At 65.3% G+C, this 20,476-nt stretch carries 19 protein-coding genes and 1 pseudogene; 16 read left to right on the top strand and 4 right to left on the bottom strand.

Features of this window, described 5'->3' with window-relative positions; translation table 11 throughout:
- Positions 1–54: 54 nt before the first annotated feature.
- A complete protein-coding gene (locus ACFFP0_RS06495; protein ID WP_377257808.1) occupies positions 55–1,401 on the bottom strand; it encodes a sigma-54-dependent transcriptional regulator in 1,347 nt (448 codons plus the stop codon).
- Position 1,402: 1 nt separating this feature from the next.
- The gene (locus ACFFP0_RS06490) at positions 1,403–3,256 is read right to left on the bottom strand and encodes a sensor histidine kinase (RefSeq protein ID WP_377257806.1); all 1,854 of its coding nucleotides are present in this window, start codon (positions 3,254–3,256) and stop codon (positions 1,403–1,405) included.
- Between the two features lie 221 nt (positions 3,257–3,477).
- On the opposite strand from ACFFP0_RS06490, the gene ACFFP0_RS06485 reads away from it, so the two are divergent.
- The 8 genes and pseudogenes from ACFFP0_RS06485 (at position 3,478) to ACFFP0_RS06450 (ending at position 12,293) form a co-directional block, all read left to right on the top strand.
- Positions 3,478–4,809, top strand: a complete 1,332-nt coding sequence (locus tag ACFFP0_RS06485; RefSeq protein WP_377257804.1) for a dicarboxylate/amino acid:cation symporter — start codon at positions 3,478–3,480, stop codon at positions 4,807–4,809.
- Positions 4,810–5,094: 285 nt separating this feature from the next.
- On the top strand, positions 5,095–6,450 hold the full coding sequence (locus ACFFP0_RS06480; RefSeq protein WP_377257802.1) for an extracellular solute-binding protein: 1,356 nt from the start codon (positions 5,095–5,097) through the stop codon (positions 6,448–6,450).
- A gap of 62 nt (positions 6,451–6,512) precedes the next feature.
- On the top strand, positions 6,513–7,835 hold the full coding sequence (locus ACFFP0_RS06475; protein WP_377257800.1) for a carbohydrate ABC transporter permease: 1,323 nt from the start codon (positions 6,513–6,515) through the stop codon (positions 7,833–7,835).
- Positions 7,836–7,846: 11 nt separating this feature from the next.
- Positions 7,847–8,671 (top strand): carbohydrate ABC transporter permease, encoded by an 825-nt coding sequence (locus ACFFP0_RS06470; protein WP_377257798.1) that lies wholly within the window; start codon positions 7,847–7,849, stop codon positions 8,669–8,671.
- The gene (locus tag ACFFP0_RS06465; RefSeq protein ID WP_377257796.1) at positions 8,671–9,726 is read left to right on the top strand and encodes an ABC transporter ATP-binding protein; all 1,056 of its coding nucleotides are present in this window, start codon (positions 8,671–8,673) and stop codon (positions 9,724–9,726) included. Before ACFFP0_RS06470 ends, ACFFP0_RS06465 begins: the two co-directional genes overlap by 1 nt.
- Positions 9,726–10,463: pseudogene (locus ACFFP0_RS06460) on the top strand (glycerophosphodiester phosphodiesterase); the annotation flags it as partial. The gene ACFFP0_RS06465 and the pseudogene ACFFP0_RS06460, both read left to right, overlap by 1 nt.
- Positions 10,455–11,468 carry a LacI family DNA-binding transcriptional regulator gene (locus ACFFP0_RS06455; protein WP_377258741.1) on the top strand — a complete coding sequence of 338 codons (1,014 nt, stop codon included), beginning with the start codon at positions 10,455–10,457 and terminating at the stop codon, positions 11,466–11,468. The pseudogene ACFFP0_RS06460 and the gene ACFFP0_RS06455, both read left to right, overlap by 9 nt.
- Positions 11,469–12,293 (top strand): inositol monophosphatase family protein, encoded by an 825-nt coding sequence (locus ACFFP0_RS06450; protein WP_377257794.1) that lies wholly within the window; start codon positions 11,469–11,471, stop codon positions 12,291–12,293. It abuts the gene before it with no gap.
- 1 nt (position 12,294) lies between these two features.
- On the opposite strand, the gene ACFFP0_RS06445 is transcribed toward ACFFP0_RS06450, so the two are convergent.
- Entirely contained in the window at positions 12,295–12,591 is a 297-nt protein-coding gene (locus tag ACFFP0_RS06445; protein ID WP_377257792.1) for a DUF2218 domain-containing protein, read from the bottom strand.
- Positions 12,592–12,781: 190 nt separating this feature from the next.
- On the opposite strand from ACFFP0_RS06445, the gene ACFFP0_RS06440 reads away from it, so the two are divergent.
- The 7 genes from ACFFP0_RS06440 (at position 12,782) to ACFFP0_RS06410 (ending at position 18,242) form a co-directional block, all read left to right on the top strand.
- Positions 12,782–13,816 (top strand): LacI family DNA-binding transcriptional regulator, encoded by a 1,035-nt coding sequence (locus tag ACFFP0_RS06440; RefSeq protein WP_377257790.1) that lies wholly within the window; start codon positions 12,782–12,784, stop codon positions 13,814–13,816.
- 112 nt (positions 13,817–13,928) lie between these two features.
- On the top strand, positions 13,929–14,597 hold the full coding sequence (locus tag ACFFP0_RS06435) for an amino acid ABC transporter permease (RefSeq protein WP_377257788.1): 669 nt from the start codon (positions 13,929–13,931) through the stop codon (positions 14,595–14,597).
- A gap of 13 nt (positions 14,598–14,610) precedes the next feature.
- Entirely contained in the window at positions 14,611–15,267 is a 657-nt protein-coding gene (locus ACFFP0_RS06430) for an amino acid ABC transporter permease (protein ID WP_377258738.1), read from the top strand.
- 51 nt (positions 15,268–15,318) lie between these two features.
- Entirely contained in the window at positions 15,319–16,122 is an 804-nt protein-coding gene (locus tag ACFFP0_RS06425) for a transporter substrate-binding domain-containing protein (RefSeq protein ID WP_377257786.1), read from the top strand.
- Positions 16,123–16,143: 21 nt separating this feature from the next.
- Entirely contained in the window at positions 16,144–16,935 is a 792-nt protein-coding gene (locus ACFFP0_RS06420; RefSeq protein ID WP_377257784.1) for an amino acid ABC transporter ATP-binding protein, read from the top strand.
- A gap of 63 nt (positions 16,936–16,998) precedes the next feature.
- Positions 16,999–17,904 (top strand): 2-hydroxyacid dehydrogenase, encoded by a 906-nt coding sequence (locus tag ACFFP0_RS06415; protein ID WP_377258735.1) that lies wholly within the window; start codon positions 16,999–17,001, stop codon positions 17,902–17,904.
- Positions 17,905–17,918: 14 nt separating this feature from the next.
- Complete coding sequence (locus ACFFP0_RS06410) at positions 17,919–18,242, top strand: hypothetical protein (RefSeq protein ID WP_377257782.1); 324 nt, start codon at positions 17,919–17,921, stop codon at positions 18,240–18,242.
- 41 nt (positions 18,243–18,283) lie between these two features.
- Here ACFFP0_RS06410 and ACFFP0_RS06405 read toward each other — a convergent pair whose 3' ends face one another.
- Positions 18,284–19,300 (bottom strand): LacI family DNA-binding transcriptional regulator, encoded by a 1,017-nt coding sequence (locus ACFFP0_RS06405; protein WP_377257780.1) that lies wholly within the window; start codon positions 19,298–19,300, stop codon positions 18,284–18,286.
- A 131-nt stretch (positions 19,301–19,431) separates the two neighbouring features.
- Here ACFFP0_RS06405 and ACFFP0_RS06400 point away from each other — a divergent pair, with 131 nt between their 5' ends.
- Entirely contained in the window at positions 19,432–20,466 is a 1,035-nt protein-coding gene (locus ACFFP0_RS06400) for a Gfo/Idh/MocA family protein (protein ID WP_377257778.1), read from the top strand.
- The last annotated feature ends 10 nt before the right edge of the window (positions 20,467–20,476 follow it).

Raw genomic sequence — 20,476 nt, 5'->3', positions numbered from 1 at the left:
CTGCCTCGATCCCCGCCAAAATGGAAGCCTGACGGTCGCGCTGGATGCGGGGGCCTACCGTTTCCCGGCGTAGTCGCTTCTGACGATGCCGTGGCGCTGCAGCTTGTCGTAGAAGGTCTTGCGGGGGATGCCGAGTGCGGCGATCGTCTGCTGGACGTCGCCTCCGAAGGATGCGAGCGTTTCCCGGATGATTTCGGCCTCGTAGCGCCCCAGCCGGTCGGGCAGGGAGGCCGGGTCGACGGGAAGGCCCGCATCGGGGGCGTCCGGTCCGGCCGGCGCGACGCCCAGCACGACGCGCTCGGCGAAATGCGAGAGCTCGCGGACATTGCCCGGCCAGTCGTATTCGCGCAGGTGCCTGGCGATCGCCGGCGTGATCGGCGGGACGTCGCGGCCGAAGCGGCGCGCCGCCCGTTCGGCAAAATAGCTGAACAGCAGCGGGGCGTCGTCCCGCCGCTCCCTGAGCGGCGGAATGGCGAGCGTCACGACGTTCAGGCGGTAATAGAGGTCCTCGCGAAACGTCTTGCGCTGCTCGGGGGCGCCGAGGTCGACCTTGGCGGCGGCTACGACGCGCAGGTCCACCGGCCGGACCTCGTTGGTGCCGAGCGGCGTCACCTCCCGCATTTCGAGGACGCGCAGCATCTGGATCTGGGTGGAGAGCGGCATGCTCTCGATCTCGTCGAGGAAAAGCGTTCCGCCGCTCGAATGTTCTATCCGCCCGATCCGCTTCTTCTGCGCCCCGGTGAAGGCGCCGGGCTCGTGGCCGAAGAGCTCGCTTTCTATGATCTGCTCGGGCAGGGCGCCGCAGTTGAGCGCGACGAAATTGCCCTTCGACCTGCGGCTCCATCCGTGCAGAAGGCTTGCCACCACTTCCTTGCCGCTGCCCGTCTCTCCCGTCACCAGAACGTCCACATTGGTGTCGGCGATCTGCCGGAGCATGTAGCGCAGGCGTTCCATCACCGGCGTCTGGCCGATGAGGGGCAGCCCCTGTCCGGCCTCCCGTGCGGCGTCCCTGAGCCGGCGGTTGTCGATCACCAGGCTGCGTTTTTCCGCCGCGCGCCGCACGCATTGGACCAGCCGCTCGGTCGCGAACGGCTTGGCGATGAAATCGTAGACGCCGTCGTGAATGGCCTGCACGGCCATGGGGATGTCGCCGTGGCCGGTCATCAGGATCACCGGCAGTTCGCCGTCCAGTTTGCGGATGCGCTCGAACATCTGCAGGCCGTCGATCCCCGGCATCCGGATGTCGGAGACCACCACGCCTTCGAAGGCCGCGTCCAGCCGGGCGAGGGCCTCCGCGGCGGAGGCGAAAAGGGAAACGTCGAAGCCGGCAAGTTCGAGCGTCTGGCCCGTCGCCCTCAGCAGGTCCCTGTCGTCGTCGATGAGAAAGACCGGTGTCGACATCTCAGTCCGTCGCCTTTTTCAGTTCTACTGTGAAGCGCGTTCCCGCCGCCCCGCTTTCGACCCCGATATGGCCGCCGTAATCGGTGACGATGTCCTTCGAGATCACCAGGCCGAGACCGAGGCCCTTCTCCTTCGAGGAGTTGAAGGGCTCGAACAGCGTGTCCAGTATCTCGGCAGCGATGCCGGGGCCATTGTCGGCGACGGCGACGGCGATGCCGCCCGGCGAAACCTCCGTCGTGACCCGGACTTTTCCGTTTTCCTGCGCCTCGACGGCCTCCAGCGCGTTCTGGAAGAGGTTGATGAAGACCTGCTCCAGTCTCAGCCGGTTTCCCATCACCTTCGTTCCTTCCGGGATCGGCTCGATGCGCAGCATCTCCAGCCGGCCGGTAAAACGGCTGCGCAGCAGCATCAGCGCGCCGTCGATGACGTCCCGCAGATCGATGGGTTCCGGGGCGGTCCGGCCGCGGCGCGCAAGCGCCTTCAGGTCCTCGGTGATCGTGCCGATCCTGTCCGTGAGGCCGGCGATGAGTTCGAGGTTCTCGACGACCGGCTTCGGCTGCTGCCGTTCCAGGAAGACCCTGGAGTTGTCGGCATAGGCGCGGATCGTGGCGAGCGGCTGGTTGATCTCGTGGGCGACGCCGGCCGCGACCTGCCCGAGGATCGCCAGCCGGTTGGCATGCACCAGGTCCTGCTGGATCACCTGCAGCCGGGCCTCGGTCGCGCGGTGATTGGCGATCTCCGCCTGCAGGCTGTCGCGGGCGAGGCTCAGATCGCGCGTCCGTTCGGAAACCCGTCGCTCAAGCTCCTCGCGCGCCATCTGCTGCCTGACGATCAGCATCGAGGCCGCCTGGCGCCGACGCAGCCAGATCGCCGCGACCGCCATGACGAGAAGCAGTGCAAGGGCTGCGATCAGCCGCGCCTCCCGCATCGCGCTGGCGACCGGCGCGTCGACCGGCAGCAGATACTGGAACGACCAGTCGGTCGACGCGACGGGAACGGCGATGCGCAGGTAGCCGGCCGTGCGGTTGCCCGGAGTGGTCGCCTGGATGATGGATGCGCCGGCCGAAAGCGACTGCACCGGCTGGAAGGGCAGGGGCAGCAAGGGGGCGTCGCCGAACTGCAGGCTTTCGCGAATGGCGGACAGGTTTTCGGGGGGAAGCGTTTCCGTGGTCATGAAACGCCAGGAAGGGATGCTGGTGATCAGCACGACGTGATTGCCGTCCACCACGAAAGCCGGTCGCAGCGCATCCCGCCAGTCGCTTTCGAGCTGGTCGAACTCCATCTTGACGACGACGACGCCGAGCGGCTTCGAGGCCGGCCCGACGCGATGGGAAATGTAGAGGCCCGGCCGCTTGCTGACCGAACCGAGCGCGAAATGCTCGGCGGTGCCGGTCTGCATCGCGCCGGAGAAATAGCGGCGGAAGGCATAGTCGCTGCCGACGAAACTCGTCGCCTCGCGCCAGTTGCTCGCCGATATCGCGACGCCGTCGGTCCCGATCACATAGAGGACCGAGGCATTGGTGCCGGCAACCAGATCTTCGAGCTTGCGGCTCAAGGCGCCGCTCCTGTCGGGGGAGGGGTCGGAAAGCGCTTCCTCCACGTCCCGGTCGCGGGAGAGCAGCAGGGGCAGCGCCCGGGGGCGTTCGAGCACGGCGCGCAGCAGCGCGACCTTCAGGTTGGCATCGGTGCGGCCTTGCGTCTCCAGCGCCGACAGGGCGGATGCGCGTCCGTAGAGGCCGACGACGTGGAGCGTCGCCGCGCAGATCGCGACCGCCAGAAGCGCGAACGCGATCCAGGCGCGGCGCGCTCTGCGATCGAGCCTCGCATCATCGGAGATGGGCAGGTCCTTGCTCATCTTCCATGTTGAGCATGAATCCGCACGAACCTCAAATCACAATGTGCGGAAATCCGCACTTCACTTTCCGGACTCTCCCTGTATGTCGAAATAAGGCTTTCGATATCAAATGCTTATGGGTGTTCCGCAGATCTGGCATGCACCTTGCAACCTCCCAAACGATCACAAGAACTCGCCCCGGGAAGAGCCAGATCCCTGGTTGGGGCGCGATGGAGGACATCATGAATGTTATGCCCGCTGCTACGCATCCGCGTGAAAAGCTGCCGTTTTACCGGCATCTCTACGTTCAGGTCATCGCCGCGATCATCGCCGGCGTCCTGATCGGCCATTATTATCCGGAATTCGGGACGTCGCTGAAGCCGTTTGGCGACGCCTTCATCAAGCTGGTGAAGATGATCATCGCGCCGGTCATCTTCCTGACGGTCGCAACCGGCATCGCCGGCATGGCGGACCTCAAGAAGGTCGGCCGCGTCGCCGGCAAGGCGATGATCTATTTCCTCGCCTTCTCGACGCTGGCGCTCGCTGTCGGCATGATCATCGCCAATGTCGTGCAGCCGGGTGCCGGCATGCACATCTCGCCGGCCTCGCTCGACGCCAACGCCGTATCCACCTACACGACGAAGGCGCATGAATCGACGATCACCGGCTTCCTGATGAACGTCATCCCCGACACGATCGTCGGCGCCTTCGCCCAGGGCGATATCCTGCAGGTCCTGTTCTTCTCGGTTCTGTTCGGCATCTCGCTCGGCATGGTGGGGGACAAGGGCAAGCCCGTCCTGGACTTCCTGAACGCGCTTACGGCTCCGATCTTCAGGCTCGTCGCCATCCTCATGAAGGCCGCGCCCATCGGTGCCTTCGGCGCCATGGCGTTCACGATCGGCAAATACGGCATCGGCTCGATCGCCAATCTCGCCTTCCTGATCGGGACCTTCTACCTCACCTCGCTGCTCTTCGTGCTGGTCATCCTCGGCGCCGTCGCCCGCTACAACGGTTTCTCGATCCTGGCGCTGATCCGCTACATCAAGGAGGAACTGCTTCTCGTGCTTGGCACCTCTTCCTCGGAAGCGGCCCTGCCGGGCCTGATGCAGAAGATGGAGCGTGCCGGCTGCAAGCGTTCGGTCGTGGGGCTGGTGATCCCGACGGGGTATTCGTTCAATCTCGACGGCACCAATATCTATATGACGCTCGCCGCCCTCTTCATCGCGCAGGCGACCGATACCCCGCTCTCCTTCGGTGATCAGATCCTGCTGCTCCTCGTGGCGATGCTGAGTTCCAAGGGCGCCGCCGGCATCACCGGCGCGGGCTTCATCACGCTTGCCGCGACGCTCTCGGTGGTTCCCTCCGTGCCGGTTGCCGGCATGGCGCTGATCCTCGGCATCGACCGTTTCATGTCCGAATGCCGCGCGCTGACGAATTTCATCGGCAATGCGGTCGCGACCATCGTCGTCGCCCGCTGGGAAAACGAGCTGGACGCAACCATGCTCGCCAATGCCCTGTCGGGAGATGCGGCGGCGGAACCCGCTCCCGTGCCGGCGCTTCAGCCGGCCGAATAGTCCTCCCCGAAAGAAGAAGGCCCCGCAGGGGTCCAGGTCTCTCCGCCTTCGAAAAGACCCGCCGGTAAGCGGGTCTTTTTTGTCTCCGCGTTCATCCGGGCCAGTTCTGCCAGGAACCCGAGGAAAATTTGCACACGCGTACATTTTGTCATCCGGGTGTTATGGAGCGGCTCTAAACCGGCCTCGTTGTGATGATCTTCAGCGCTTCCGCTGCTCACGGGACGACTGGTGACTGGTCGCCCGAGGTGGAGGGAGATGCCACTCGCTCTTCGGGGAGTTAAATCGATGACTGTTCTTCCGATACTGAAATCCGCCGCGCTCGCGGCCGTGCTGCTCGCGTCCACGGCGGTCGTCGCCTCCGCCAAGGACGTCACCATCAAGGTATGGGCCGGCGGCACCGGGCCAACCGGCGACTATCGCATCGAGGCCATCAAGATGGCTGCCGACATCGTCCAGCGGGAAGCCAAGATCCGCGGCGAAGACCTCAATATCAAGGTCGAAGGCCAGGCCTGGACCGGCTGGGACGACTTCAAGCAGGCGGTGACGCTGGCGGCCGAATCCAACACCGCGCCGAACATCATCGTCTCCGGCCACGAGGATATCGGCCCCTGGTCGCAGTCGGGCCTGCTGCGTCCGATCGAGGACTATGTCGATTTCGACGCCTGGCCGCTCAACCAGCTCTATCCGAACCTGATCAACGTTTCCACCTATGACGGCCGCGTCTGGGGCATTCCCCAGGACGCCGAGGCGCGTCCCTTCTTCTTCTCCCGCAGCCACCTGAAGGCGATCGGTTATTCGGATGCCGATATCGACGCGCTGCCGGGCAAGGTCGAGCGCGGCGAATACACGCTCTATTCGATGCTCGACGACGCCAAGAAGATGCAGGACGCCAAGGTCGTCGAACCGGGCAAGGGCTTCATGCCGCGCCCGAGCAACGGCACCGACTACTGGCAGTTCTACCAGAGCTTCGGCGGCGAGATGGCCGATCCCGAATCCGGCAAGCTGGTGCTCGACCGTCAGGCGCTGACGGGCATGTACCAGTTTTTCGCCGACGCGGTCGCCAAGGGCGTCGTTCCGGCAACCTATCTCGGCATGACCTGGGATACCTGGCATCAGGCCGTCGCCGGCGACAAGGCCGGCATCTGGCACGGCGGCACCTGGCACAAGTCCGAATGGGAGACCAAGTGGGGCCTCAAGGACTTCTTCGGCCAGGTGCAGTACAGCCTGATCCCGGCCGGCAACGCCAAGGGCCGCGCCAACAGCATCACGCACCCGCTGGTCTATCTCCTCTCCAAGGCCGGCACGGACGAGGACGCCACGCTCGCCGCCGAACTCATCACGGTCGCCTCCGAGCCGCGCATCAACGCCCTGCACGCCGTAAAGTCGGGTCATCTGGCGATCGGCACGGCGGAAGCCGAGGTCCCGCTCTACGCCAACGACCGCTGGACGACGGTCGCCACCGACGCGCTGCTGCCGCATACGAACGCCATCCCGAACAACAGCGATTTCGGCGTGATCTGGAAGGCCATGTACAAGGGCCTCGAGGCCTCCTGGACCAAGACGTCCTCGGTCGCCGACGCCGTGAAGGCCGTCGAGACGGAAGTCCGCAGCGCGCTTGGTGACAAGGTCATCATCCGCTGATCCGCGATCGTCCGGGCGGGCCTTGCGTCCGCCCGGCCTTTCCTTCGTTTTTCCGGTGGTCCATGCGTTCCCCTCGGCTCTTCAGGACAAATCTTCTCGGCCTGGCCTTCATGGCCCCGGCGCTGGTCTTGCTGCTCGGCTTCTTTTTCCTGCCGGTCGTCCTGACCAGCGTGTTCGCCTTCACCAACATGAGCACGGCGACGGGGATCACCGGCGGCTCCTACGTCGTCACCGGCAATCTCATCCGCGCGCTCACCGAACAGGGCCTCGACCGCAAGACGACCGACGCGCTGGGGCGATCCAACTATACGGTCGACCGGCAGGGTCTCGACAAGGCGCGGGCCGCCGAGGTCGATGCCAGGCTGGTTTCGGAAATCGAGGCCAGGCTGAAGGGCCGCACCTTCACGAGCGCCACGGAATTCGAGCGGGAGCTGAAGGCCCTGCCGTCCCGTCCGTCGCGCGTGCGCGACCTGAAGATCGCCGCCGGCGCCTTCGAGCAATCCGTGCTCAATGTCCGCTATGGCAGCCGCGGCGCGATCGAGGCCGCGCTGTCCGCAGTGCTCGACAACCCGCCCGCCGGCGCGATCGGCCGGATCGCGGATGCGAGCTATACCGGCTGGACTTGGACGACGGACAATTTCGTCAGCCTTGCCGCGGCGCCGGAGACCTGGCGGATCGTCGCCAACACGGTCTTCTATGTGACGCTGACGCTGGCGTTCAACGTCCTCGTCGGCCTGTTCCTGGCGATCACGACCTTCTACCTTCCGCCCGCCAGCGCCGGCTTCTTCAGCGTGCTGTGGCTTTTGCCGCGCATCACGCCCGTCGTTCTCTATGCCGTCCTGTGGAAATGGTTCACCTGGGACGACGGCTTCGTCTTCAACATCGCCCGCGAACTCGGCCTGCCCGCCTTCAACTACATGAAGGGCTCCGTCGGCAGCGCCTGGACGGTCGTCATCCTCGTCAACGGCTTCGTCGGCGCATCGTTCGGCATGATCCTGTTTTCCGGCTCGCTGAAGGCCATTCCGGTGCAGCAGCTGTGGGCAAGCGAGGTGGACGGCGCCAGCCGCTGGCAGCAGATCCGCTACATCATCCTGCCGCAGATGCGCTGGCCGATCCTGTTCGTCACCAGCTACCAGACGCTGTCGCTCCTGTCGTCCTACCAGGAAATCTGGCTGACGACGAATGGCGGTCCGGGCAGCACGACGACGGTCTGGGCGCTCGAAGCCTTCAAGACGGCGCTCAACAACTATACGGGCAACCTGCAATACGGCCTCGGCGCAGCCATGGCGCTGGTGCTGGTGACCGTCGGGCTCGTCCTTTCCATCGTCTACCTGCGTCTGTTCCGCTTCGACGACATGATGTCGAAGCCGAAGATCGAATTCTAGGGGAGGCGGACATGACACGCAATTTCGCCGCCTGGCCCATCGTCCTGCTGCTTCTGGTGCTCAGCCTGCCGCTCGCCGCCATGTACCTCTTCCTGGTCGTCGACACGTTCACCAATGCGTCGCCCGGATCGATCCTTCCCAACGAGTTCACCCTGCAGCACTGGCGGTTCCTCATCGACCCGTCGATCACCGGCGATGTGTGGAAGCCGACGCTGACGACCTTCCTCTTCGCCATCAGCATGGTGGTGATCGTCGTCAGCGTTTCGGCGACCGCGGGTTATGCGCTGTCGCGGCTGGCATTGCCGTTCCGGCGTTTCGTCCTGTCCGGCGTCATGGTCATGCATGCCTTCCCGTCGGTCACCCTGATCATCGGCGTCTTCCTGGTCCTGCAGTTCGCCGGGCTCTACAACTCGCTGACCGGCGTCATCCTGGTGAAATCCAGCCTGATGCTGCCCTTCGGCATCTGGATCATGAAGGGCTTCTATGACGCCGTGCCCTGGGAGATCGAGATGGCCGGCGTGCAGGACGGGGCAAGCCGCTTCACGGTCTGGCGCCGGCTGATCCTGCCGCAGGTGAAGCCGGGATTGCTGTCGCTGGCGATCTTCGCCTTCATCGACGGCTGGAGCGAATACATGCTGCCGCGCATCCTCGCGCCATCCGCCAATTTCGAGGTCCTGTCCATGTACCTCAACACGGTCTCGGACCCGAATTCCAGCACCTACAACTTCAACATCTTCAAGTCCGTCGGGCTGTTCTACACGTTGCCGATCCTCGCGCTCTTCATCGTTTTCCAGAACCGGCTCATGAATATCTTCGGTGGAGGCACCAAAGGCTGATGCAGATCTCGATCCGCGATTTCACCAAGACGTTCGATGGCGTGCCGGTCATCGACAAGATGAACCTGACGATCAACGACGGCGAGATGCTCGCCCTTCTCGGTCCGTCTGGCTGCGGCAAGTCCACGACGCTCTTTGCCATCTGCGGCATCCACCGCATGGACGGGGGAGAGCTCCTGTTCGGCAACCGCGACGTCAGCGGCCTGCCGAGCCAGAAGCGCAATGTCGGCGTCGTGTTCCAGAACTACGCGCTCTATCCGCATCTCAGCGTCTTCGACAACATCGCCTTTCCGCTGACCGTCCGCAAGGACAGCAAGGCCGATATCGACCGCGAGGTGCGGGCCATCGCCAGGCTGACGCATATTTCCGAACTGCTCGAACGGCGGCCCGGCCAGTTGTCGGGCGGCCAGCAGCAGCGCGTCGCGCTCGCCCGCGCGCTCGTCCGCAAGCCGGACGTGCTGCTGCTCGACGAACCGCTGGCGAACCTCGACGCGAAGCTCCGGCTGGAAATGCGCTCCGAAATCCGCCGCATCCAGCTGGAAACCGGCATCACGGCGGTCCTCGTCACCCATGACCAGGTGGAGGCGATGTCCATGTGCGACCGGATCGCCATCATGAAGGCGGGCGAGATCATCCAGATAGACACGCCGACCGATATGTACAGCAATCCGCGCACCTCCTTCGTCGCGGGCTTCCTCGGCAATCCGCCGATCTCCTTCCTCAAGGGCAGGGCGGCGCAGGGGGCTTTCGTGCTCGCCGATGGCAGCCTGCGCCTGCCGCTTGCGGAGCTCTCCGGACTTGCGGACGGCACGCCCCTGACGCTCGGCGTCCGCCCCGAACATTTCGGCCTTGCGGGTGACGTGGCGGTGGAGGGCAGGGTTGTGTTTGCCGAAACGCAGGGTCGCGAGAACCTCTATGACGTGGCGTTGCCGGACGGCTCGGTGCTGCGTTCGATCCAGCCGGCGCGCAACGACGTGAAGCTGGGCGACCAGGTGCGCTGGAACCTGGATACGGGATCGGTCCTTGCCTTTGCCGAGGACGGAGGGAGGCTCTGATGTCACGGGATTTCTCCGCTTTCTTCAGCCGTTTCGGCTGGCCGGAAAACAGGGGCAGGCTGCCGTTCTGCATCGGCCATCGCGGCGCGAGCGGCCATGAACGCGAAAACACGCTCGCCGCTTTCCGCCGCGCCGCCGAGTTCGGCGCCGAGATGTGGGAGCTGGATACCCAGATGACCGCGGATGGCGTGGTCGTCGTGTCCCATGACGACCATCTGCAGCGGGTCTTCCAGCGGGACCTCCACATCTCGAAGATGAGTTTCGCCGAACTCAGGGCCGCCGTGCCGGAGGTTCCGAGCTTCGAGGAAGTGGCGGCGCTCGGCCGCGAGACCGGTTGCGGGCTCTATGTGGAGCTGAAGCGGCCGGGCACCGGCCCGCTCTGCTGGCGGCACCTGAAGGAGATGGAGCAGCGTTTCGCCTGCCTCGGTTCCTTCGACGTCGCCCAGGTGCGCGAGCTGCGCGACATGGGTTGCGACTATCCGCTCTCCGTGCTGATCCGCGTCGGGGCGGACCCGCACGCGCTGGGCGAGGAATCGGGAGCCGATATCCTGCATCTGTGCTGGGAGCGGGCGAGCGACACGCCGCAGGACTTCGTTACCGAGGAACTGGTCGAAAAGGCCTTCGCCGACGGCAGGGAACTCGTGCTCTGGCACGAGGAGCGGCCGGAGGTGCTGAAGGACATCATGGTCCTGCCGGTTCTCGGCATCTGCACCGACCTGCCGGACCTGATGCGTCCGAGGGAGGGCAACGGCGCTTCCCGCGAGCCGCGCCGGGTCACGTCCTTCGATGTGGCGCGGGCCGCGGGTGTCTCCCGCGCCGCAGTGTCGCGCGCCTTCACGCCGGATGCCAGCGTTTCGGAGAAGACGCGGCAGAAGGTCTACCAGGCCGCCAAGGAACTCGGCTACCGGGTGAACTATCTTGCCCGCAGCCTGACGAACAAGCGCTCCGATTTCGTCGGTCTCGTCGCCGCCGGCCTCGACAACCCGTTCCGCACCCAGCAGCTCGAACATCTCGCCCGCGCGCTGATCGCCCGCAATTACCGGCCGATCCTGCTGCCGACCTCCAAGGAGGCGGACAGCGCGACCGTCATCGGCCAGCTTCTGCACTATGCGGTTTCGGGCGTCATCATCACCTCCGACGCGCCGCCCTCGCATATCTTCGAGGAATGCGCGGCCGAGGGCGTGCCGATCGTGCTGATCAACAAGGGCGAGGATTTCCCCTTCGTCGACCGCGTCGTCTCGGACGACCGGATGTCGGGCTACATCGCGGCCGACCATCTTCTGGAAGCCGGCGCGAAAAGGCTCGCGGTCGTGGCTGGCGCGGCCGTTTCCTATTCCTCGCGCCGCCGCGCCGAGGCTTTCCTCGCCCGCTGCCAGATGCTGGGGATCGAGGCGCCGCTGGTGCCGGTCGCGATCAACGACTACCGGCACGGCCACGATGCGGCGCCGGCGCTCGTCGATCTCGGGATCGACGGCGTCTTCTGCGTCAACGACTACATGGCCTGCGGCGTGCTCGACGGGCTTGCGAAGGCGGGGCGGGGCGGCGGAGCGGTCCGGGTCGTCGGCCATGACGACATTCCCCAGGCAAGCTGGAGCGCCTATGAGCTCACCACCTTCCTGCAGCCGTGCGACGTGCAGGCGGAACAGGTGATCGACCTGCTCGTGAGCCGCATATCCGAGCCGGATGCGGTCGCGCGAGTGGAGTTCACCCCCGTGACGCTGATCAAGAGAAGAAGTGCATAAATGCCATTCGATATTTCATCATTGCAGTCCCGCGCCGAGGCTGCGATCGCGCTGGCCCGGCGGGTGGGCAAGGAAGCCGCGGCCTTCCGGGCCGAGGCGCTGCCGGAGACGCTCGGCATCGAGAACAAGGGCCTGCAGGATTTCGTCACCGTTGCCGACAAGCGCGCCGAACAGGCGATCCGCAGCGTGTTGCTTACTGAATTTCCCGGCGATTCCTTCATGGGGGAGGAGGGCGGCCGTTCCGGGGAGAGCGTGGACGAGGGCGGCACCTGGGTGGTCGATCCGATCGACGGCACGACGAATTTCATCCGCGGCTTCCGCCATTGGGGCGTATCGATCGCCTTCGTCGCCGGCGACGAGATCCTGGTCGGGGTGATCTACGATGCGGCGCAGGACAGGGTCTTCCATGCGATCCGCGGGCAGGGCGCCTTCAAGGAGGGCCGGCCGATCGCGGCCGCCAGAACCAGCGATCCGGCGCAGGCGATCGCCATCCTCGGCCATTCCCGCCGCACCGATTTCGAGGACTATCTCGCCATTTCCCGCAGGCTGTACGAGCGCGGCATCGACTATCGCCGCATGGGGGCCGCGGCGATCGGCCTCATCCGGGTCGCGGAAGGCATTTCCGACCTCTATTACGAGCGGCACCTGTCCGCCTGGGACATGCTGGCCGGCGTGCTGATCGCCTCGGAAGCGGGCGCGGCGGTTGCCGTGCCGCGGCTGGGCGAGCTCCTTCGGCGCGGCGGTCCCGTGGTCGCCTGCGCACCCACGCTGGCCGGGGAGTTTGCCTTTCTCACGGAGATGGAAGGCCTGCCTGCCGCCGAATAGCTCAGGCGGCGGCCGCATCTCGCCAGGGGAGCGGCGCAAGCTCCTCGCGGAAGGCGAAGCGGACGAGATGGGATTCGATCACCGATTTCGTCTGTTCGAGCTGTTCCCGGTCCGGCGCCGTGGCGACGACCGTCAGGCCGGAAGCATCCGCGTCGAGAATGCCCTTGCCGCAGGCGAACGTGCATTCGCCATGGGTTTCCGTATAGCTCACCTCGATCTTGTGGGCGAAGTGCTTGCAGAGTTGCTGGAGATATTTCGAGCCGTGCTCGGTCGGCACGATGGCGGTCGCCTCAGGCATGGGAATGTCCTTACATGAATTTCTGACTCCACTTATAAGCCGGAGGCGCTCCGCTGTCATGCTACATTTCGACCAGGCCCGGCGGCGGGCGATACCGGAATAGGCACGGCGCTCTAACCCATTGAATCCATGCATCGGGCTTTCCGAAAATCGATTCCGATTCTCGGGCCGATGCTGTAAGTGACTCCGCATGCCATCCGAAGATCGAAAGAAAAGCCGTGTGACGCTTCTCGATGTGGCGCAGCGAGCCAATGTCTCGCGCGCCACGGCCTCGCTCGTCATCCGCAAGAGCCCGCTGGTGGGCAGCGAAACGCGGGCGCGCGTCGAGGCGGCGATGCGCGAACTCGGTTATGTCTACAACATGGGCGCGGCGCGGCTGCGGGCGGAACGCAGCCATACGGTCGGCGTCATCGTGCCGAATCTGATGAACCCTTTCTTCGCGGAACTCCTGGCCGGCATCGAATCGGCGATCGATTCCGCCGGCATGGTGGTGATCCTCGCGAAAAGCGGCGACCTCGTCGAGCGGCAGGACATGGTGATGCGGCGGATGCGCGAGCATGGGGTCGACGGCGTCATCTTCTGCCCGGCGGCCGGCACGGCGCCGGAATTCCTGGAACGCGTCGACGAGTGGAACCTGCCGCTTGTCCAGGTGCTTCGCCACATCTCCGAGGGGATCGACTATGCCGGCGCGGACTATGCCGGCGGCATGCGGCAGGCCGTGGATCATCTTGCCTCCCTCGGTCACGAGAGGATCGCCTTTGCGGTCCACGGGCCGGTCCATTCCGCCTATCTGGAGCGCGTCGAGGGGTTTCGGGATGCCATGCTGGCGCGCGGGCTCGACCCGGAGCGGATCATCCGCGTTCCCTACCAGACCGCCCGGATTCCCGGTGCCGCCCACCTGCTCTTCGAAACGCCCGAAAAGCCGACTGCGGTGATCTGCTTCAACGACGTCATCGCGCTCGGTCTTTCCGCTGGCCTTCACGATCTCGGGCTGAAGGTCGGCGAGACTTTTTCGCTGATCGGCTTCGACGACGTGGCCGAGGCCGAGGTGATCCGTCCGCGCCTCACCTCCGTTTCCACGGCCCCGGAGGCGATCGGGGAAACCGCCGCCCGGCTGCTGCTCGACCGGCTGGCCGATCCGCTGCTTCCGCCCCGCAGGGTTGTGATGGAGACCCGGCTCCATGTCCGCCAGTCCTGCGGGCCTGTCCGGCCTCCCGCCCCGTGACAACTTGCCGATTGCCGGTTGACGCCCGGTGGAAAAGCTTTTAGATCGATCTAAATGAACGGTTGCCGCAGAGGAGCGGAACCCGTTCGACAATCGTTGGGGAGGTCCCAAGTTGTACGATTTCAACTTCGAGCCCGTGCTCGCCGGGTTCGACAAGCTCCTGTTCGGCGCTTGGCTGACGATCCAGCTCTCGTGCGCGGCGATGGTCCTTGGCCTGGTCCTTTCGGTCCTGTGCGCCTGGGGCAAGACCTCCGGCGTCGCGCCGCTGCGCTGGCTGATCGACGCCTATATCGAGGTCATCCGCAACACGCCGTTCCTGGTGCAGATCTTCTTCATCTTCTTCGGCCTGCCGTCGCTCGGCCTGCGGCTGACGCCGAACAGCGCGGCGCTTCTGGCGCTCGTCGTCAATTTCGGGGCCTATGGCACGGAAATCATCCGCGCCGGCATCGAATCCATCCACAAGGGGCAGGTGGAGGCCGGCACGGCGCTCGGCCTCTCGAAGCTGCAGGTCTTCCGCTATATCATCATGAAACCGGCGCTGCGCACGGTCTATCCGGCGCTGACGAGCCAGTTCATCTACCTGATGCTGACCTCCAGCGTCGTTTCGGCGATCTCCGCGGACGACCTCGCCGCTGCCGGAAACGACCTGCAGTCGGCGACGTTCGCGAGTTTCGAGGTCTATATCGTCATCACGCTGATGTATCTGGCCATGTCCATGGGTTTTTCAGTGGTCTTCTCGGCGATCGAGAAGGCCGCGTTCAAATATCCGCTGAGCCGGTGAGGGGTAGGACATGCTGATCAGGCCTTTCGGCTGGAACGAATTCTGGATCATCGTATTCGCCGCGCAATGGACGATCGCCCTTTCCGCCATCGCCTTCGCCGGCGGCGGTCTCGGGGGGCTTTTCATCGCGCTGGCGCGTGTTTCGGATGTGAAATGGCCGCGGCGTCTCGCGACGGGCTTCATCCGCGTCTTCCAGGGCACGCCGCTGCTGATGCAGCTTTTCCTGGTCTTCTTCGGGCTGAACATCTTCGGCTTCGGCATCAATCCGTGGATCGCCGCGGCGATCGCCCTCACGCTGCATGCGAGCGCGTTTCTCGGCGAAATCTGGCGCGGCTGCATCGAGGCGGTGCCGTCCGGCCAGCGGGAGGCGGCGACCGCGCTCGGGCTGCGCTACTACAACCGCATGCGCTACGTGATCCTGCCGCAGGCAAGCCGCGTCGCGGTGGCGCCGACAGTGGGTTTCCTGGTGCAGCTCATCAAGGGCACCTCGCTCGCGGCGATCATCGGCTTTACCGAGCTGACGCGCCAGGGCCAGATCATCAACAACGCGACCTTCAGCCCCTTCCTCGTCTTCTCGACGGTGGCGGCGGTCTACTTCGTGCTGTGCTGGCCGCTGTCGGTGCTCGCGCGGCGCATGGAACTGAGATTTTCCCGGGCGACGACACGCTGACGGGACCCCAGCCGGAGGGAGGCAGCCGGCACAACAGAAAGGGTAGGAAAGATGAATATTTCCAGACGCATGGTGGTGGCCGCGATCGGTGTGGGCCTGATGGCCGGCGCCATGGCCTCGACGGCGGCCGCGCAGACCGTCGAAAGCATCAAGTCCGCAGGCACGGTGAAGATCGGCATGCTGGTCGACTTCCCGCCGTTCGGCATCATGAATACCTCCAACGAACCGGACGGTTATGACGCGGACGTCGCCAGGCTGCTCGCCAAGGAATGGGGCGTGAAGGTGCAGATCGTCCCGGTCACCGGCCCGAACCGCATTCCGTATCTGCAGAGCAACCAGGTGGACCTGCTGGTCGCCTCGCTCGGCATCACCGAGGAACGTGCCAAGAGCGTCGACTTCTCGCAGCCCTATGCCGGCATCTCGATCGGCGTGTTCGGCGCCAAGGACATCAAGGTTTCCAAGCCGGAGGACCTTTCCGGCAAGACGATCGGCGTCGCCCGCGCCTCGACGCAGGATACCGGCGTGACCAGCATCGCGCCTCAGGACGCCAGGATTCAGCGTTTCGACGACGATGCGACCGCTATTCAGGCCCTGCTGTCCGGCCAGGTGCAGCTGATCGGTGTCTCGAACGTCGTCGCCGCCCAGATCGAGAAGGCCGCGCCCGGCCGCTTCGACCAGAAGCTCCAGCTCAGCCAGCAGGTCCAGGGCATCGCCGTCCGCAAGGGCTCGGCCGGGCTGTTGACTGCTGTCAACGCCTTCGTCGACAAGGTCAAGGCCGATGGCGAACTTGGCAAGATCCACGAGAAGTGGCTCGGCACGCCGCTGCCGGATTTCGTGGCCAACGCAAAGAAGTAAGGACCGGAGGGAGTTCCTCGCATGACTGAGGTAAAGGCAGACGCACCGGCCGCGGCCAAGCGGGGAGCTTCCGACACCGTTTCCCCCTGGGCCGTCCGCATGGAAGGCGTCAACAAGTGGTATGGCGAATTCCACGCGCTGAAGGATATCGAGCTTTCGGTGAACCCGGGGGAGAGGATCGTCATCTGTGGTCCCTCCGGTTCCGGCAAGTCGACGCTGATCCGCTGCATCAACCAGCTGGAGACGATCCAGAAGGGCCGGATCGTCGTTGATGGCCATGACTTGACCGCCGGCGGCAAAAATGTCGATATCGTGCGGCAGGAGACCGGCATGGTCTTCCAGCAGTTCAACCTCTTCCCGCATATGACGGTGCTGGAGAACTGCACGCTGGCGCCGATGAAGGTGCGCGGCGCTTCCAGGGCCGATGCGGAAAAGACCGCCCGCAAGTACCTCGAACGGGTGCGTATTCCCGAACAGGCGGAAAAATATCCGGCCCAGCTTTCCGGCGGCCAGCAGCAGCGGGTCGCGATTGCCCGTGCGCTCTGCATGAACCCCAAGATCATGCTGTTCGACGAGCCCACCTCGGCGCTCGACCCGGAAATGGTCAAGGAAGTGCTCGACACGATGATCGACCTCGCCCGCGAAGGCATGACCATGCTCTGTGTCACCCACGAGATGGGCTTCGCCCGCCAGGTGGCCGACCGGGTGATCTTCATGGATCGCGGCGAGATCCTGGAGGTCGGCGCGCCGGACGAGTTCTTCGGCAACCCGAAGAACGAGCGCCTCAAGGTCTTCCTCGGCCAGATCGCCTGAGCCGTGCAATTTTCGAAAGACGGAGTTTTGGACGTGAAACCAGATATCCTCCTTGTGGAGCCGATGATGCAATTCGTCGAGGACCGGCTCGAGGCCGCCTATACCGTTCACCGGCTGCACGATCCCGCCGGCCGGGCGTCTCTGGAAGCCGCGCTGCCGGATATCCGGGCCGTCGCGACGGGCGGCGGCTCGGGCCTCTCCAACGAGTGGATCGGGAAGATGCCCTCGCTCGGCGTGATCGCCATCAACGGCGTCGGCACCGACAAGGTGGACCTGGCATTCGCCCGCGGCCGCAATATCGACGTCACGACGACGCCGGGCGTGCTGACCGACGACGTGGCCGATCTGGGGATGGCGCTGACGCTTGCCGTGCTGCGCCACGTCGCCAAGGGCGACGGTTTCGTGCGCGAGGGCAGGTGGGGCAGGGAGCCGTTCCCGCTCGGCACGAGCCCCAAGGGCAAGAAGGTCGGCATTCTCGGCCTCGGCCAGATCGGCAAGGCCTTCGGCCGCCGCGCCGAGGCTTTCGGCATGGACGTTCGCTACTGGAACCGTTCGCCGGTGGCCGATACGGCGTGGAAATCCTGCGCCTCGCCGGTGGCGCTGGCCGAAGACAGCGACATCCTGTGCGTCTGCATCGCCGCGAGCGCGGCCACGCGGAACATCGTCGATGCCGGCGTGCTGAAGGCGCTGGGCGGCAAGGGCGTGCTGGTCAATGTCGCCCGGGGCAGCGTCGTCGACGAGAACGCGCTGCTCGCGGCGCTGAACGACGGCACGATTGCCGCCGCCGGCCTCGACGTCTTCCTCGACGAGCCGAATATCCGGGCGGATTTCCTCACCGCGCCGAACACGGTGCTGATGCCGCATCAGGGCAGCGCCACGGTCGAAACCCGCGTGGCCATGGGCGAGCTGGTGCTTGCCAACATCGCGGCTCATTTCGCCGGCGAAAAGCCGCCGACCACCGTGAACTGACCGGAGAGCATGTCATGATCATCCGTCAGGCCTTTTTCGAAGGTGCGATCCATGCGGGCAAGGAAGAGGAGTTCAGGACCTACGTCGCCTACAAGCTGATGCCGCTATGGCTCTCCTTTCCCGGCGTCAGGGAAGTGCGCGTGCTCTACAATATCGAGCGGGACGAGGGCGCGCCGGCTTATCCCATGGTGCTCTCCACCATGTACGACAGCCGCGAGGCGCTTGCCGCCGCGCTCGAATCCCCGGTGCGCTACGAGAGCCGGGAGGTGACCAGGGGGCTGCTCGAAATGTTCGACGGCCGTATCCACCACCATGTTTTCGATCTCGCGCTGAACTGAGCGCCTGAAAGCGCCGGTCGACGCGGCGGGCTCCCGCCGGTTCAGGCGCTTTCGCCCTCGACCAGCGTCATCGGCCAGAGCTTCCGGCGCACCGCCTGCGGGTAAAGGTCCGCATAGGCGGGCATGGTCGACAGCAGGCTTTCGGCAAGCGCGATGCCGAGATCCCTGAGGGACAGTTCGAAGCCCGTCAGGCTCGGCGAAAGGAACCGCGCCTGCGGGCTTTGCCGGCCGATGATGGCGATGTCGCGCCCTGGCTTGAGGCCGACCTCCTCCAGCCCGCGGTAAAGCCCCGCGACGAGCGTTTCGTTGATGAGTATGATGGCCGTCGGCGGCTCGCCGCTGTCCCTGATCCGCCGGGCGACCGCATAACCGCCGGCCTCGTTCGGAGTGGTGCGGAAGACATATTCGTCGGAGAGCGCCAGCCCGTGACGCGCCAGGGCCTCCCTGCAGCGCGCCAGGAAGACGTAGCCGAGATTGAGGTCGCCGTGCGGCCAGACGAAACCGATCTTGCGGTGGCCGGCCTTCGCCAGGCGCTCGACGGACATGTCCGCCATGCCCTCGAAATCCAGATCGATCCATGGCTGGCCGACATCGGTGAGGCTGCGTCCGAGGCTGATGAAGGGAAGCTTCTGCCGGGCCAGGAACTCGAAACGGGCGTCATGGCGGCGCGTCGCCGACAGGATGATGCCGTCCGCGAAACCGCGCGCGACCATCCGTTTCAGATAATCGTCCGGGTCCTCCTCCGACGAACACAGCAGGGCGACGAGATCGAGCTTGTGGCGGGCGAGCACGGTCTGCACCCCGTCGAACACGCTCATGAAAAAGATGTCGCCCTGGCCGGTGATCTCGCGGCCGGTCTGCATCATGAACCCGATCACCCCGGTCGCGCCCTTGCGCAGCGCCCGGCCGGACTGGTTGGCGACATAACCGAGCCGCTCGGCGGCTTCGAGGACGCGCCGGCGCGTTTCCTCGTTCACGTCCGGCTTGCCGTTCAGCGCGCGGGAGACCGTGCCGATCGAAATGTCGAGATGTTCTGCCAGCCGCCGAATGCCCTTCATGAAGCCCGTCCTATCAGACCGTAATCGTTTTCGGAAATCCTATTGACAAGGACCATGGCCTGTAAATAGGATCGTAAACGTTTACGGAAGCCAGTGAAGGAGTGCTGGCTGCCGCCGGCGAGGAGGTTGTCGTGACATTGAAGGCCGCTCTATGCGGGTGCGGAGCCATGGCGCATGGCTGGATGCGGGCGTTGAAGACGACGCCTGCGCTTGCCAAAGCCATCTCGATCGTCGGGCTGGTCGATCTCGACCGTTCGGTCGCCCTGTCGCTCGCCGAGGCTTTCGACCTGACGGACGCGGTTGTCGGGACGGATCTCGACCGGGTGCTGGACGAGACCGGCGCCGATCTGCTCTTCGATGTCGTCGTGCCGCCCGCCCGCCGCGCCGTCGTCGCGTCCGGACTCAGGCACGGCTGCCATGTGCTCAGCGAGAAGCCGATGGCGGCCTCGCTCGAAGAGGCGCGGGAGCTGGTCGCGCTGGCCGGGACGGCCGGGCGGATACATGCCGTGGTGCAGAACCGCCGGTTCATTTCCGGTGTCCGCCGCATGCGCCGCCTTGTCGAGAGCGGCGCGATCGGCGAGCTGACCGGCATCCATTGCGATTTCTTTCTGGCCCCGCATTTCGGCGGCTTCCGCGAGCGGATGGACAACGTCCTGCTGCTCGACATGGCGATCCACACGTTCGATGCGGCCCGTTTCGTCAGCGGCAAGCGCCCGCTCTCGGTCTATTGCCTCGAAACCAACCCCGCCGGCTCCTGGTATGCCCATGGCGCTTCCGCGAACGCGATATTCCGGTTTTCCGACGATGTCGCCTTCACCTATCGCGGCTCCTGGTGCGCCGAGGGCCGCCGCACGAGTTGGGAAAGCGCCTGGCGGCTGGTCGGCTCGAAAGGCATGCTCACCTGGGACGGCGAGGAGACCTTCGAGGCGGCGGTTGCCGGCGAAGGGGAGGGGCTGCTGCGCGGCCACCGGCCGGTCGAGGTGCCGGCGCCGCCGCGCGAGGCGGAAACACACGGCCATGCGAGCGTGATCGCCGGTTTTCTGGAGGCGGTCCGGTCCGGCCGGCCGCCCGAAACGGCCGGTTTCGACAACATCAACAGCCTGGCCATGGTGTTCGGCGCCATCGAGAGCGCGCGCACCGGCCAGCCCGTCACCATTCAAGTGTGAGGATCAGCAA

This window comes from Neorhizobium puerariae, from assembly GCF_042429745.1.
In the GTDB taxonomy this organism is placed as follows: domain Bacteria; phylum Pseudomonadota; class Alphaproteobacteria; order Rhizobiales; family Rhizobiaceae; genus Neorhizobium; species Neorhizobium puerariae.
This window is presented reverse-complemented; position numbering and strand designations above follow the sequence as displayed.

Excerpts from the sequence above, each read along its gene's own strand:
- ACFFP0_RS06480 (WP_377257802.1), top strand. The coding sequence starts at position 5,095 with ATGACTGTTCTTCCGATACTGAAATCCGCCGCGCTCGCGGCCGTGCTG.
- ACFFP0_RS06495 (WP_377257808.1), bottom strand. The coding sequence starts at position 1,401 with ATGTCGACACCGGTCTTTCTCATCGACGACGACAGGGACCTGCTGAGG.
- ACFFP0_RS06455 (WP_377258741.1), top strand. The coding sequence starts at position 10,455 with ATGCGTCCGAGGGAGGGCAACGGCGCTTCCCGCGAGCCGCGCCGGGTC.
- ACFFP0_RS06485 (WP_377257804.1), top strand. The coding sequence starts at position 3,478 with ATGAATGTTATGCCCGCTGCTACGCATCCGCGTGAAAAGCTGCCGTTT.
- ACFFP0_RS06405 (WP_377257780.1), bottom strand. The coding sequence starts at position 19,300 with ATGAAGGGCATTCGGCGGCTGGCAGAACATCTCGACATTTCGATCGGC.
- ACFFP0_RS06470 (WP_377257798.1), top strand. The coding sequence starts at position 7,847 with ATGACACGCAATTTCGCCGCCTGGCCCATCGTCCTGCTGCTTCTGGTG.
- ACFFP0_RS06490 (WP_377257806.1), bottom strand. The coding sequence starts at position 3,256 with ATGAGCAAGGACCTGCCCATCTCCGATGATGCGAGGCTCGATCGCAGA.
- ACFFP0_RS06410 (WP_377257782.1), top strand. The coding sequence starts at position 17,919 with ATGATCATCCGTCAGGCCTTTTTCGAAGGTGCGATCCATGCGGGCAAG.
- ACFFP0_RS06415 (WP_377258735.1), top strand. The coding sequence starts at position 16,999 with ATGATGCAATTCGTCGAGGACCGGCTCGAGGCCGCCTATACCGTTCAC.
- ACFFP0_RS06475 (WP_377257800.1), top strand. The coding sequence starts at position 6,513 with ATGCGTTCCCCTCGGCTCTTCAGGACAAATCTTCTCGGCCTGGCCTTC.
- ACFFP0_RS06425 (WP_377257786.1), top strand. The coding sequence starts at position 15,319 with ATGAATATTTCCAGACGCATGGTGGTGGCCGCGATCGGTGTGGGCCTG.
- ACFFP0_RS06465 (WP_377257796.1), top strand. The coding sequence starts at position 8,671 with ATGCAGATCTCGATCCGCGATTTCACCAAGACGTTCGATGGCGTGCCG.
- ACFFP0_RS06450 (WP_377257794.1), top strand. The coding sequence starts at position 11,469 with ATGCCATTCGATATTTCATCATTGCAGTCCCGCGCCGAGGCTGCGATC.
- ACFFP0_RS06440 (WP_377257790.1), top strand. The coding sequence starts at position 12,782 with ATGCCATCCGAAGATCGAAAGAAAAGCCGTGTGACGCTTCTCGATGTG.
- ACFFP0_RS06445 (WP_377257792.1), bottom strand. The coding sequence starts at position 12,591 with ATGCCTGAGGCGACCGCCATCGTGCCGACCGAGCACGGCTCGAAATAT.
- ACFFP0_RS06420 (WP_377257784.1), top strand. The coding sequence starts at position 16,144 with ATGACTGAGGTAAAGGCAGACGCACCGGCCGCGGCCAAGCGGGGAGCT.